Annotated in this window: 10 protein-coding genes; 7 read left to right on the top strand and 3 right to left on the bottom strand. The window is 60.7% G+C overall.

What is annotated here, in order from left to right; translation table 11 throughout:
- Positions 1 to 1,164 (top strand): gamma-butyrobetaine dioxygenase, encoded by a 1,164-nt coding sequence (locus PspS04_RS25410; RefSeq protein WP_159998325.1) that lies wholly within the window; start codon positions 1 to 3, stop codon positions 1,162 to 1,164.
- Positions 1,165 to 1,509: 345 nt separating this feature from the next.
- Entirely contained in the window at positions 1,510 to 1,773 is a 264-nt protein-coding gene (locus tag PspS04_RS25415) for a hypothetical protein (RefSeq protein WP_159998327.1), read from the top strand.
- Positions 1,774 to 1,871: 98 nt separating this feature from the next.
- Here the strand turns inward: PspS04_RS25415 and PspS04_RS25420 are convergent, their stop codons facing one another.
- A complete protein-coding gene (locus PspS04_RS25420) occupies positions 1,872 to 2,975 on the bottom strand; it encodes a GlxA family transcriptional regulator (protein WP_095164384.1) in 1,104 nt (367 codons plus the stop codon).
- Positions 2,976 to 3,419: 444 nt separating this feature from the next.
- Positions 3,420 to 4,796 carry an L-serine ammonia-lyase gene (locus PspS04_RS25425; RefSeq protein ID WP_159998329.1) on the bottom strand — a complete coding sequence of 459 codons (1,377 nt, stop codon included), beginning with the start codon at positions 4,794 to 4,796 and terminating at the stop codon, positions 3,420 to 3,422.
- 435 nt (positions 4,797 to 5,231) lie between these two features.
- Between PspS04_RS25425 and PspS04_RS25430 the strand changes: the two genes are divergently transcribed.
- The 3 genes from PspS04_RS25430 (at position 5,232) to choV (ending at position 8,268) form a co-directional block, all read left to right on the top strand.
- On the top strand, positions 5,232 to 6,179 hold the full coding sequence (locus tag PspS04_RS25430) for a choline ABC transporter substrate-binding protein (protein WP_095164388.1): 948 nt from the start codon (positions 5,232 to 5,234) through the stop codon (positions 6,177 to 6,179).
- A 65-nt stretch (positions 6,180 to 6,244) separates the two neighbouring features.
- A complete protein-coding gene (choW, locus tag PspS04_RS25435) occupies positions 6,245 to 7,093 on the top strand; it encodes a choline ABC transporter permease subunit (protein ID WP_095164390.1) in 849 nt (282 codons plus the stop codon).
- Positions 7,090 to 8,268: a choline ABC transporter ATP-binding protein gene (choV, locus tag PspS04_RS25440; protein WP_095164392.1), complete on the top strand. Its 1,179-nt coding sequence runs from the start codon at positions 7,090 to 7,092 to the stop codon at positions 8,266 to 8,268. The genes choW and choV overlap by 4 nt, the downstream gene beginning before the upstream one ends.
- 201 nt (positions 8,269 to 8,469) lie before the next feature.
- On the opposite strand, the gene PspS04_RS25445 is transcribed toward choV, so the two are convergent.
- Positions 8,470 to 10,410, bottom strand: coding sequence for a BCCT family transporter (locus tag PspS04_RS25445; protein WP_237235030.1), 1,941 nt, complete (start codon positions 10,408 to 10,410; stop codon positions 8,470 to 8,472).
- Positions 10,411 to 10,788: 378 nt separating this feature from the next.
- On the opposite strand from PspS04_RS25445, the gene betI reads away from it, so the two are divergent.
- Both betI and betB read left to right on the top strand, forming a co-directional pair.
- Positions 10,789 to 11,382 (top strand): transcriptional regulator BetI, encoded by a 594-nt coding sequence (gene betI / locus PspS04_RS25450; protein WP_159998331.1) that lies wholly within the window; start codon positions 10,789 to 10,791, stop codon positions 11,380 to 11,382.
- Positions 11,383 to 11,492: 110 nt separating this feature from the next.
- Positions 11,493 to 12,965 carry a betaine-aldehyde dehydrogenase gene (gene betB / locus PspS04_RS25455; RefSeq protein ID WP_095164398.1) on the top strand — a complete coding sequence of 491 codons (1,473 nt, stop codon included), beginning with the start codon at positions 11,493 to 11,495 and terminating at the stop codon, positions 12,963 to 12,965.
- Positions 12,966 to 13,068 lie beyond the last annotated feature (103 nt).

Consider the following 13,068-nt stretch of genomic DNA (forward strand, 5'->3'; position numbering starts at 1 on the left):
ATGAACACCGCCGCCCCCATTGCCGACTTTCGCCGTTACCCAATGATCAGCGCGTTGACCGCCGTGCAAACCCTGGCGGATCGCGTTTCAGTGCAGTGGGCTGATGGCCGGACGAGCCCCTTCCACCATCCCTGGCTACGGGATAATTGCCCCTGCGCCGAATGCGTCTACAGCGTGACCCGCGAGCAGGTCCTGGAGATCGTCGACGTCCCTGAAAACCTGCTCCCCCGCAGCACCCGGGTGGACAGCGATGGCTGCCTGCACATCGACTGGCAGGACGGCCATGTCAGCCGCTTCGACCCCGGCTGGTTGCGCGCCCACGCCTATGACGATGCTTCCCGCGCCGAGCGCCGTGCCGCAAAACCGCAAAGCCAACTGTGGGACAACCAGTTGCAGCTGCCGGTGTTCGAGTACCAGGCGCTGATGGAAGACTCCCAGGCCCTGCTGCAATGGCTGCTGGCACTGCGCGATATCGGCCTGAGCCAGGTGCGTGGCGTGCCCACCGAGCCGGGCTCACTGACATCGATTGCCAAGCGGATTTCATTCATTCGCGAGAGCAATTTTGGCGTGCTGTTCAACGTGCAATCGCGCGCCGACGCCGACAGCAACGCCTACACCGCCTTCAACCTGCCGCTGCATAGCGACCTGCCGACACGGGAGTTGCAACCGGGCCTGCAATTTCTGCACTGCCTGGTCAACGAAGCGCAGGGGGGCGAGAGTATTTTTGTCGATGGTTTTGCCATCGCCCACGCTTTGCGCCAGGAGGACCCCGAGGCTTTTCGTGCGCTGTGTGAAATCCCGGTGGAGTTTCGCAACAAGGACCGCCACAGCGACTACCGCTGCCAGGCACCGATCATTGCCCTCGATGCATTCGGACAAGTGGTGGAGATCCGCATGGCGAATTTCCTGCGCGGTCCGTTCGATGCTTCGGTCGAACAGATGCCCGACCTCTATCGGGCCTATCGGCGTTTTATCGCCATGACCCGCGAGCCCCGCTTCCGTCTGGTCCAGCGTCTGCAGCCCGGCGAACTCTGGTGCTTCGACAACCGCCGTACCCTGCACGCCCGCAACGCCTTCGACCCCACCAGCGGGGCCCGGCACTTCCAGGGTTGTTATGTGGACCGCGATGAATTGTTGTCGCGGATTCTGGTGTTGCAGCGCTAGCATTGATCGCGAGCAAGCTCGTTTTGCAGGCCCTTGTGGGAGCGAGCTTGCTCGCGATGAGGCCAGCCCAAAGACTTCATACCCCCGGATTCACCGGCAAAAAAAGCCCCGATCCAGCCGTGACTGGATCGGAGCCCAAGGTACTGTTGAGGAGCCGATGCGCGAGGGTGACCAAACCTTCGTGTAGCGAGCTGGGATCAGTGTGCCCAGTCCCGGACAGGGTGAGTTAGCCGAAAACGACCTGTTCATAGGTATAGCGGCCATAACGACAATTCGCCCTTGCCCACACCCCAAGCCCCCACCAGAATCGAATCACGACACCGTTCCCTGAAGAAGGATTGCGTCATGATGCACGCCGATTTGATAGACCAGGAAGACCTGCTGGGCCAACTGAAGTCATTGGGGTTTCAAGTACCGAGCGGCTCCACCGCCGAGCAGGCGTGCGAGTGTGCGGTGCGCGGCTTGAACGATGAGCGGGCCAATACCCTGCGGACCATGATCAAGCAGATGTACACCAGCAGCGCAACCATCCTGCCGGCCGTGCGCCAGGCCATCGACAAGCAGCTGTTGCCGGCATTGACGGCGTATCAGCAAAGCCGCAGCGCCTGATAAAACGCCTTCGCGGGCAAGCCCGCTCCCACACTGGATCTGTGTCGTTCACAAATCAATGTGGGAGCGGGCTTGCCCGCGAATAAAGGCGACTCGGTTTAAAGCCTTACGCTAGCGAACGTCGACTCATTACGCGCCTGGCTCAACGCCGACATCGGCCCGGACAACGGCGCCAGCACCAGTGCCTGCGGAATCGGCATCATCGCCACTTGCTGGGAGTTGTTGGAGCCAACACGTTCGTCACGCGGTGGAATGCCGAAGTATTCGCGGTAGCACTTGGAGAAGTGCGGCGTGGAGACAAAACCGCAGACCGAAGCCACCTCGATGATCGACATCGGCGTTTGCTTGAGCAACTGCCGGGCGCGGATCAGGCGCAGCTTGAGGTAATAGCGTGACGGTGAGCAGTGCAGGTATTTCTGGAACAGCCGCTCCAGTTGCCGACGCGACACAGCGACGTAGACCGCCAGTTCATCAAGGTCGATCGGCTCTTCCAGGTTGGCTTCCATCAGCGCGACGATTTCCTGCAGTTTCGGCTGGTTGGTGCCCAACATGTGCTTGAGTGGCACGCGCTGGTGATCCTGTTCGTTACGAATGCGCTCGTAGACAAACATTTCCGAAATCGCCGCCGACAATTCGCGGCCGTGATCGCGGCTGATCAGGTGCAGCATCATGTCCAGCGGCGCGGTGCCGCCAGAGCTGGTGAAGCGGTTGCGGTCGAGGGTGAACAAGCGGGTGCTCATGGCTACGCGCGGGAAGGCTTCCTGCATCGCGGCCAGGCATTCCCAGTGCACGCTGCAATCAAAACCGTCCAGCAACCCTGCGCAAGCCAGCGCCCAGCTGCCGGTGCACACGGCGCCGAGACGGCGCGATTGACGGGCCTGGCTTTGCAGCCATGACACGTGTTCGCGGGTCACCGTACGCTGGATGCCGATACCGCCACAGACGATGATGGTGTCCAGTGGCGGCGCTTTGTGCATGGAGGCGTCGGGGGTGATCTGCAGCCCATCACTGGCCCAGACCTGGCCGCCGTCGACGGTGAGGGTCGTCCAGCGATACAGCTCGCGACCGGACAACTGATTGGCCATGCGCAGGGGTTCGACTGCGGAGGCCAGAGAAATCAGCGTGAAATTGTCCAGCAGCAAAAAGCCGATGGATTGAGGCGCACGGTTCTGGGGTTGAGCCCCGGAGTTGAACGACGTCATCGCGGTATCTCCTCACACAAAGCGGGTGATGGCCTCAGGCGGAGGCTCTTGTTATGGCCATCGTTCTCGCGCGGGAGACGGGCTTTGTAATGACAGAGCAATTGCCATGCCTAAAGTTGAATGGCTATTCAATAACTCCTGAAAACGACGTCGCCGTGTGTCTATATATGTCTATAGAGCCCACTGGGCGAGTAAGGATTATCGGGCTGGCAAGTGCCCTGTCCCGCAGGCTGTGAGCAAATCGGTAGCACTTGTGGGAACAGGGCTACAGGCATCGGTGAAGAGTGTCACCGCAGGCACGGCTGACAGACGGTCCGGGCCGGATTGGATCCCTTGGCGGAAGTCGTGGGCTTATCTGAGAGCGACGCGCCAAAAGGTGGCGCGTCGCGGTGTGGGTGTTCATTTAGTGCGCAGTTTTGACTGGTCTGGCGGTATCGCGAGTTCTCAACACTCCACCGCGCTCACCGCCAAGCCACCGCGCGAAGTCTCTTTGTATTTGTCATGCATGTCGGCTCCGGTGTCACGCATGGTGCGGATCACCCGATCCAGGGAAATGAAGTGCTGGCCATCGCCGCGCAAGGCCATCTGCGCCGCGTTGATCGCCTTCACCGCGGCAATTGCGTTGCGCTCGATACAGGGCACTTGCACCAGGCCGCCGACCGGGTCGCACGTCAGCCCCAGGTTATGTTCCAGGCCGATTTCCGCCGCGTTGCACAATTGCTCCGGCGTGGCCCCGAGAATCTCCGCCAGCCCGGCCGCGGCCATGGCGCAGGCAGAACCGACCTCGCCCTGGCAGCCGACCTCGGCACCGGAAATCGACGCGTTCTTCTTGCACAGGATGCCCACGGCCGCGGCACCGAGAAAGTAATCGACCACATTGGCCTCGGTCACTGCCTCGCTGAATTTCATGAAGTAATGCAGCACCGCCGGGATGATCCCCGCCGCGCCGTTGGTCGGCGCCGTGACCATGCGCCCACCGGCAGCATTTTCTTCGTTGACCGCCAGGGCAAACAGGTTGACCCACTCCATGGCGCTCAAGGTCGAGCCGATCACATTGGGCTTGCCCAGCTCTTGCAGGCTGCGATGCAACTTGGCAGCGCGCCGGCGCACGTTCAGGCCACCCGGCAGGATGCCTTCGTGTTTGAGGCCCTGCTCGACGCAATCCTGCATGGCGCGCCAGAGCTTCATCAGGCCGCTGCGGATTTCTTCTTCCGAACGCCAGACTTTCTCGTTCGCCATCATCAATTCGGCGACCCGCAGGTTGTGTTTCTGACACAGCGCAAGCAACTCCACCGCGCTGGAAAAGTCGTAGGGCAGCACGGTGCGATCCAGGTCCACCACGCCACTCGACGCCTGGGCCTCATCCACCACAAAACCGCCACCGACCGAATAGTAGGTATCGCGGTGCAGCTCGCCCGCCTCACCTTCGGCCACCAGCGACATGGCGTTGGGATGGAATGGCAGGTTTTCGTCGATCAGGCGCATATCCCGCGACCAGACGAAGGGCACCGGCAAGCGCCCATCGAGCAGCAAGGTCTGGGTTTCACGCAGGATCTCGATACGGATGCCGATTAACGACGGATCGATCGCATCCGGCCATTCCCCCATCAAACCCATGATCACCGCATTGTCGCTGCCATGGCCGATACCCGTGGCCGACAACGAACCATACAGTTGCACCTCAATGCGTCGCACCTGCTCCAGCAGGCACTTTTCCCGCAGCGACTCGACGAACAACGCGGCTGCACGCATGGGGCCGACGGTGTGTGAGCTGGAAGGGCCGATGCCGATTTTGAACAGGTCGAAAACACTGATAGCCATGACGTACGGGACTCCTCGATGAGCGGATTCCAGGCGTCAAAGCGCCTGGCGACGGAGCTGCTACGCTCAAGCAGCAATCCGTTGACTGGCCGCATCATCAGGCTTTTGCGAGGTCGTTCGACGTCTCACACCGACGTAACCATGCCCACTAACGCCGCTGGCCGCAGACGACACATTACGGCGTATTTTTTGCGGTGCAGAGCGCTGAAAAGGTCCGAATAAAGCTGTAAACGACCTCGCTGACACTGGATGCGACCCTCCCTGTACTGGATACGACGCACCCTGTAGGCGTCAGATTTTCACTGGTACATGATCGGTTACGACTCGATTGCGAGGCGCCGGGGCAGAGCAGTCGCCAGGCGCCACCAACCGCAACACTTATAAGTGCGGTGTCCGGTCGGAACACCGCCAAAAAAAACACCAAGGAGTCCACCTATGAAAGGTTCCCCGTCGTTGTTGTTGGCCGCCATGCTGAGTCTGCCGGTGCTGGCTCAAGCCGCAGAACCGGCTCAATGCAGCACCGTAAACTTCTCCGATGTTGGCTGGACCGACATCACCGTGACGACCGCCACCACCAGCGTCATCCTCGACGCCCTGGGCTACAAGACCAAGACCACCATGATCTCCGTGCCCGTGACCTACAAGTCGCTGGCCGACGGCAAGAACATGGACATCTTCCTCGGCAACTGGATGCCGACCATGGAAAACGACATCAAGCCGTACCGCGAGGCCGGCACCGTGGAGACCGTGCGCGCCAACCTGGAAAACGCCAAGTACACCCTCGCGGTGCCAGAGGCGCTGTACGAAAAAGGTCTGAAGGATTTCGCCGACATCGCCAAGTTCAAGAAGGAGCTGGACGGCAAGATCTACGGGATCGAGCCGGGTAACGACGGCAATCGCATGATCCAGAGCATGATCGACAAGAACGCCTTCGGTCTCAAGGACGCTGGTTTCAAGGTCGTCGAATCCAGCGAAGCCGGCATGCTGTCCCAGGTTGAGCGCGCCTCGCGCCGCAACACCGACGTGGTGTTCCTGGGCTGGGAACCGCACCCGATGAACACCCGATTCAAGATGAAGTACCTGACCGGCGGGGACGAGTTCTTTGGTCCCAACTATGGCCAGGCCACCATCTACACCAACACTCGCAAGGGCTACAGCCAGGAGTGCAGCAACGTTGGCCAGTTGCTGAAGAACCTGTCGTTCACCCTGAACATGGAAAGTACCCTCATGGGTAACGTTCTGGACGACAAGATCAAACCGGACGCGGCTGCCAAAGCGTGGCTGAAGAACAACCCACAGGTCCTCGATACCTGGCTCGCTGGCGTCACCACCATTGACGGTAAACCAGGGCTGGAAGCCGTGAAAGCCAAACTCGGGCAGTAATCGCGACGCCGGGCGAGCGTGCTCGCCCGGGCTGTTTTTTTCCTTGCATGCGGACGTTCACTACCATGCTGATTGATCAGAAAATCCCTTTAGGCCAGTACATCGCTGCCTTCGTTGAATGGTTGACGCAAAACGGCGCCAATACCTTCGATGCGATTGCCACGACACTGGAAACGATGATCCACGGCGTGACGTTTGCGCTGACCTGGTTCAACCCGCTGGCATTGATCGGCCTGATCGCCTTGCTGGCGCACTTCATTCAACGTAAATGGGGCCTGACCGGCTTCGTCATCCTGTCGTTCCTGCTGATCCTCAACCTGGGTTACTGGCAGGAAACCATGGAAACCCTGGCCCAGGTGTTGTTCGCCACCCTGGTCTGCGTGCTCATAGGCGTGCCGTTGGGCATCGTCGCTGCGCATAAACCGATGTTCTACACCATGATGCGTCCGGTACTCGATCTGATGCAGACCGTACCGACGTTCGTGTACCTCATTCCTACCCTGACCCTGTTCGGTCTGGGCGTTGTCCCGGGGCTGATCTCCACGGTGGTGTTCGCGATTGCCGCGCCCATCCGCCTGACCTACCTGGGCATTCGTGATGTGCCACAAGAACTGATGGACGCCGGCAAGGCCTTCGGCTGCTCGCGCCGGCAGTTGCTCTCGCGAATAGAACTGCCCTATGCGATGCCGAGCATCGCGGCCGGTATCACCCAGTGCATCATGCTGTCGTTGTCGATGGTGGTGATTGCCGCGCTGGTGGGTGCCGATGGCCTGGGCAAACCCGTGGTCAACGCACTGAACACCGCCGATATCGCCCTGGGCTTTGAAGCCGGGCTGGCGATCGTCCTGCTGGCAATCATGCTCGACCGTATCTGCAAACAACCCGATGCCAAAGTAGTAGGGGGTGACGCATGAGCATAATCCGCTTCGATAACGTCGACGTTATCTTCGCCAAGGATCCACGCGAAGCCCTCAAGCTGCTGGACCAGGGCATGACCCGCAATGAAATCCTGAAAAAGACCGGCCAGATCGTTGGCGTGGAAAAGGCCAGCCTGGACGTCGAGAAAGGTGAAATCTGCGTGCTGATGGGCCTCTCCGGCTCCGGCAAATCGAGCTTGCTGCGTTGTATCAACGGCCTGAACACGGTGAGCCGCGGCAAGCTGTTCGTCGAGCACGAAGGCCGGCAGATCGATATCGCCTCGTGCACCCCGGCAGAGCTGAAAATGATGCGCACCAAGCGCATCGCCATGGTGTTCCAGAAGTTCGCCCTGATGCCCTGGCTGACCGTGCGCGAGAACATCAGCTTTGGCCTGGAAATGCAGGGTCGTCCCGAAAAGGAACGGCGCAAGCTGGTAGACGAGAAACTGGAACTGGTGGGCCTGACCCAATGGCGCAACAAGAAACCCGATGAGCTGTCCGGCGGCATGCAGCAACGTGTCGGCCTGGCTCGCGCCCTGGCGATGGACGCCGACATCCTGCTGATGGACGAACCCTTCTCGGCCCTCGACCCGCTGATCCGCCAGGGGCTGCAGGACGAACTGCTGGAACTGCAACGCAAGCTGAGCAAGACCATCGTGTTCGTCAGCCACGACCTCGATGAGGCGCTGAAACTGGGCAGCCGCATCGCAATCATGAAAGACGGCCGGATCATCCAGTACAGCAAGCCCGAAGAGATTGTGCTGAACCCGGCCGACGACTATGTGCGCACCTTCGTCGCCCACACCAACCCGCTCAACGTGCTCTGCGGTCGCAGCCTGATGCGCACCCTGGACAACTGCAAACGCATCAATGGTTCAGTGTGCCTGGACCCGGGCGGCGATTCGTGGCTGGACCTGGCCGAAGGCAACACCATCAAGGGCGCCCGTCAGAACGGTGCAAGCCTGGACCTGCAGAATTGGGTTCCGGGGCAAGCGGTAGAAGGCCTGGGCCGACGGCCGACCCTGGTGGACTCCAGCATCGGCATGCGTGACGCGCTGCAGATTCGTTACCAGACCGGCAACAAGCTGGTGCTGCACGACAATAACCATGTGGTGGGGATTCTCGGCGACAGCGAGCTGTACCACGCGCTGCTTGGCAAGAACCTGGGATAGTCCAGACAGCAGACACAAAAACGCCGCGAGAGGATCGCGGCGTTTTTGTTTATAGGGAAATCTGGGTATGCAGGTTGACGCTAGTGGCGCCATCGCGGGCAAGCCCGCTCCCACAAGGACGGTGTTCATCCTGTGGGAGCGGGCTTGCCCGCGATGAATACGGCGCAGTGCTTAAGATGAAACACCGCGCCTTATCGAAACTCAGCTATAGACACGGCCAAGGAGCTGCCGATGGCTTTCAAACTGATCGAGCACGTCACGGGTGATCTGATCCTGGGTGAAGCCCATCAAGTCGTACTCCTGGCTGCCGTTGTGCAGGTACACCTCGGCGCGGTAGTAACGGGTGCGGGTTTCGTCCGGGCTCGGCGATTCACTTGGCGCCGCCAGGTAACCGTCCAGGCTGACTTCGTAGACAAACGGGTTGCCCTCTTCCATCTCGATCCGCAGGCCCATGCAGCGCTTGGCTTTGCCCAGCAGCGTTTGCACGTCCAGCCCTTGCGTGCGCAACTGCACCGCCGCGTCTTCCAGCGCCGGGCTCACGTGTTTGTCCATGAAACGTTGCACGATCGCCTGGGTCGGTTGCAGTTCCAGTGCCGTCAGCCGCTCACTGAAACCACGACGACCACGCGCCGCCAGCTCGGCCTGTTCCTGTTCGATCTGCACGTCCTGGCGCATGGCCTTGTGCAAGCCGAACATGAAGCACACCAGCACCACCGAGAACGGCAGCCCGGCCAGCACCACCATGGTTTGCATGGCTTCGAAGTTACCGGCGAACAACAGGCCGATGGTCACCAGGGTGATCACGACCGACCAGAAGATCCGCAGCCAGTGCGGCGCATCTTCATCGACGTTGCCGCCCTTGCAGGACAGGTTCGCCATCATCACCGCGCCGGAGTCGGCCGGGGTCAGGAACAGCACGAAGCCGACAAAGATCGACACCCCGATCACCACTTTCGATGCCGGGTAATGCTCGAGCAACTGATAGATCGCCATCGACGGCTGCTCGAGTGCCGTCTTGCCCAGCTCCACCGCCCCCTGGTTCATCACCAGGTCCAGGGCCGAGTTACCGAAGATCGACAGCCACGCCAAGGTGAAGCCCAGCGGAATCAGGAGCACACCGGCGACCAGTTCACGCACGGTCCGGCCACGGGAAATACGCGCGATGAACATGCCGACGAAAGGAGCCCAGGAAATCCACCAGGCCCAGTAGAACAGGGTCCACAGGCCCAGCCAGCGCTCGGACTTGGCGGTGTCGGCTTCGTACACATACAGGTCGAACGTCTTCAGCACCACGCCGTTGAGGTAGTCACCGACGTTCTGCACAAAACCGTTGAGCAGGTGCAGGGTCGGGCCGAACAACAGCACAAAGATCAGCAGGCCACTGAACAGCACGATGTTCAGGTTGGACAGCCGACGAATGCCGTTTTCCACACCCGACACGGCCGCGATGGTCGCCACGGTGCTCATCACGATGATCACGATCAGCAGGTTGGTATTGCTGTGCTCCATGCCGAACAGGTTCTCCAGCCCCGACGACACCTGCAGCGAGCCAATCCCCAGGTTGGTCACCAGGCCCAGCAGGGTCACGAACATGCCGAAGCCGTCCACCGCATGCCCGGCCGCACCCTTGACCCAGCGCTCGCCGACCAGCGGATAGAGCGCAGAACGCAGCGCCAGCGGCTGGTTGTGACGGTAGGCAAAGTACGCCACGGCCAGGCCGACCAGGGCGTAGATCGCCCAGCCGTGCAGGCCCCAGTGCAGGAACGTCAACTGGACTGCCTGGCGCGCGGCCAACTGGCTGCCCGCCACGCCTTCCGGCGGGTTGAAGTAGTGATCCAGAGGCTCGGATGCGCCGAAGTACAACAGCGAGATGCCGATACCGGACGAGAACAGCATCCCGGCCCAGGCGCCATAGCTGAAGTCCGGGGTATCGTCCTTGCTGCCCAGCTTGAGCTTGCCGTAGGAGGAAAACGCCAGGCCGACCACAAACACCAGGTAGGCGGCGATCACCACCATGTAGTACCAGCCAAAGCTGCGCGACAACCAGGCCTGGGCAATCCCCAGCATTCTCCCGGCTTCTTGCGGCGCGGCAATGAGAATGGCGGTCAACAGCAGGATCAACGCGGTAGAGGTGTAGAACACCCAACCGTTGACCGTCACCTTCTCGGGTGGGGTCTTTATCAGAGAGGCAGAACTCATTGCACAGATGCTCCAGGCAGTGCGGGAGAAGGACACAAGGCAAAGCAGCACCCGACTAATCGGTTAGTGGGCAGCCGACCGACGGGTGATATAAAGACACCCCGAAAAAAGCCCGAAGCCCGCAAGCGCCAGAGCGCGTGGGTTTCGAGCATTTTTGGATGCCGTTTTTCCGCCAACCGTACGTAGGAAAAACCTGTAGGTAGCGACGATTTGTCGCAGATCTTATTCTTTGTTGATTGAACGTTCAATCAAAACAAAATAGACTGGCCTTCAATCCGACAGACGTTTTGCGCCTGTCGGAAGGCCTAAGGAGATGTGCAGATGCCCAAGGTCGGTATGCAACCCATCCGCCGCCAGCAATTGATCGAAGCCACCTTGCTGGCCGTAGATCAGGTCGGTATGGGGGACGCCAGCATTGCGCTGATCGCCCGTTTGGCTGGTGTCTCGAATGGCATCATCAGTCACTACTTCAAGGACAAGAACGGCCTGATCGCCGCCACGGCGCAGTACCTGATGAGCGTCCTCAGCGAGAACGTCACTGCGCGCCGTCAGGCGCTGGAGGACAACAGCCCGCGGGCACACCTGCAGGTGATTATCGAAGGCAACTTCGACGCCAGCCAGGTCAATGGCCCGGCAATGAAAACCTGGCTGGCCTTCTGGGCCACCAGCATGCACCACCCGTCTTTGCACAGGTTGCAGCGGATCAACGATCACCGCTTGTATTCCAACCTGTGCTGCCAGTTCCGCCGAGTGTTGCCGCTTGATCAAGCGCGCAGTGCAGCCCGCGGCCTGGCAGCCCTGATTGACGGCCTGTGGTTGCGCGGCGCGCTGTCGGGAGATGCTTTCGACACCACGCAAGCGCACCAGATTGCGTACGAATACATGGATTTCCAACTGGCCAAGCAGGCGTGCTAGAGCACACATAAAACGCTCAGCCCCTGAACTGTCGCGGATCGGTGATGCCACATCAATAAGGCAGCACCGTTGCGACCAACGCCAACCACTTATGCACTTGCGAGGACTTTATGGCCCGTTTCGAACTGCAAAAACTCTACATCGACGGCGGCTACACCGACGCTGGCAGCGACGCCACCTTCGAAGCCATCAACCCGGCTAACGGTGAAGTTCTCGCCAACGTGCAACGTGCCACTTTCGACGACGTTGAACGCGCCGTTGTCAGCGCCGAAAAAGGCCAGAAGATCTGGGCCGCGATGACCGCCATGGAGCGTTCGCGCATCCTGCGCCGCGCCGTCGACATCCTGCGTGAGCGCAACGACGAACTGGCCGCCCTGGAAACCCTGGACACCGGCAAGTCGTACTCCGAAACCCGCTACGTCGACATCGTCACCGGTGCTGACGTGCTGGAATACTACGCCGGCCTGGTACCCGCCATCGAAGGCGAGCAGATCCCGCTGCGCACCACTTCGTTTGTCTACACCCGTCGCGAGCCGCTGGGCGTCGTGGCCGGCATCGGCGCATGGAACTACCCGATCCAGATCGCCCTGTGGAAATCCGCCCCGGCCCTGGCGGCGGGCAACGCGATGATCTTCAAGCCGAGTGAAGTGACGTCCCTGACCACCCTGAAACTGGCCGAGATCTACACCGAAGCCGGCGTTCCAGATGGCGTGTTCAACGTCCTGACCGGCAGCGGCCGTGAAGTCGGCACCTGGCTGACCGAGCACCCGCGCATCGAGAAGATCTCCTTCACTGGCGGCACCGACACCGGCAAGAAAGTCATGGCCAGCGCTTCGAGCTCCTCGCTCAAGGACGTGACCATGGAACTGGGCGGCAAGTCCCCGCTGATCATCTTCGACGACGCCGACCTCGATCGCGCCGCCGACACCGCCATGATGGCCAACTTCTACAGCTCCGGTCAGGTCTGCACCAACGGCACCCGCGTATTCGTGCCGAGCCACCTGAAAGCCGCTTTTGAAGCCAAGATCGCCGAGCGTGTTGCGCGCATCCGTGTGGGCGACCCGCAAGACGAGAACACCAACTTCGGCCCGCTGGTCAGCTTCGCCCACATGGAAAGCGTGCTGGGCTACATCGCCAAGGGCAAGGAAGAAGGCGCCCGCGTACTGTGCGGCGGCAACCGCTTGACCGAAGGCGAATTCGCCAAGGGCGCGTTCGTGGCACCGACCGTGTTCACTGACTGCACCGACGAGATGACCATCGTGCGTGAAGAAATCTTCGGCCCGGTGATGAGCATCCTCACTTACGAAACCGAAGAAGAAGTGATCCGTCGTGCCAACGACACCGACTTCGGCCTGGCCGCCGGTATCGTCACCAAGGACCTGAACCGCGCCCACCGCGTGATTCATCAGCTCGAAGCCGGTATCTGCTGGATCAACGCCTGGGGCGAATCCGACGCCAAGATGCCGGTCGGTGGCTACAAGCAGTCGGGCGTGGGCCGTGAGAACGGCATCAGCTCGCTGAACAACTTCACACGCATCAAATCGGTACAGGTCGAACTGGGCGATTACGCCTCGGTGTTCTAAGGCGTCAATCGCCTCGCCTGCGAGGCCGTCATCGCCAGCAGGCTGGCTCCCACAGGTTTGGTGTCATGCACCAAATCTGTGGCATCCCCAATCCCCTGTGGGA

Origin of the sequence: Pseudomonas sp. S04, from assembly GCF_009834545.1 — a bacterium.
Classification (GTDB): domain Bacteria; phylum Pseudomonadota; class Gammaproteobacteria; order Pseudomonadales; family Pseudomonadaceae; genus Aquipseudomonas.

What these genes read in the sequence shown, in the direction of transcription:
- PspS04_RS25410 (WP_159998325.1), top strand. Translation starts at nt 1, where the DNA reads ATGAACACCGCCGCCCCCATTGCCGACTTTCGCCGTTACCCAATGATC.
- PspS04_RS25415 (WP_159998327.1), top strand. Translation starts at nt 1,510, where the DNA reads ATGATGCACGCCGATTTGATAGACCAGGAAGACCTGCTGGGCCAACTG.
- PspS04_RS25420 (WP_095164384.1), bottom strand. Translation starts at nt 2,975, where the DNA reads ATGACGTCGTTCAACTCCGGGGCTCAACCCCAGAACCGTGCGCCTCAA.
- PspS04_RS25425 (WP_159998329.1), bottom strand. Translation starts at nt 4,796, where the DNA reads ATGGCTATCAGTGTTTTCGACCTGTTCAAAATCGGCATCGGCCCTTCC.
- PspS04_RS25430 (WP_095164388.1), top strand. Translation starts at nt 5,232, where the DNA reads ATGAAAGGTTCCCCGTCGTTGTTGTTGGCCGCCATGCTGAGTCTGCCG.
- choW (WP_095164390.1), top strand. Translation starts at nt 6,245, where the DNA reads ATGCTGATTGATCAGAAAATCCCTTTAGGCCAGTACATCGCTGCCTTC.
- choV (WP_095164392.1), top strand. Translation starts at nt 7,090, where the DNA reads ATGAGCATAATCCGCTTCGATAACGTCGACGTTATCTTCGCCAAGGAT.
- betI (WP_159998331.1), top strand. Translation starts at nt 10,789, where the DNA reads ATGCCCAAGGTCGGTATGCAACCCATCCGCCGCCAGCAATTGATCGAA.
- betB (WP_095164398.1), top strand. Translation starts at nt 11,493, where the DNA reads ATGGCCCGTTTCGAACTGCAAAAACTCTACATCGACGGCGGCTACACC.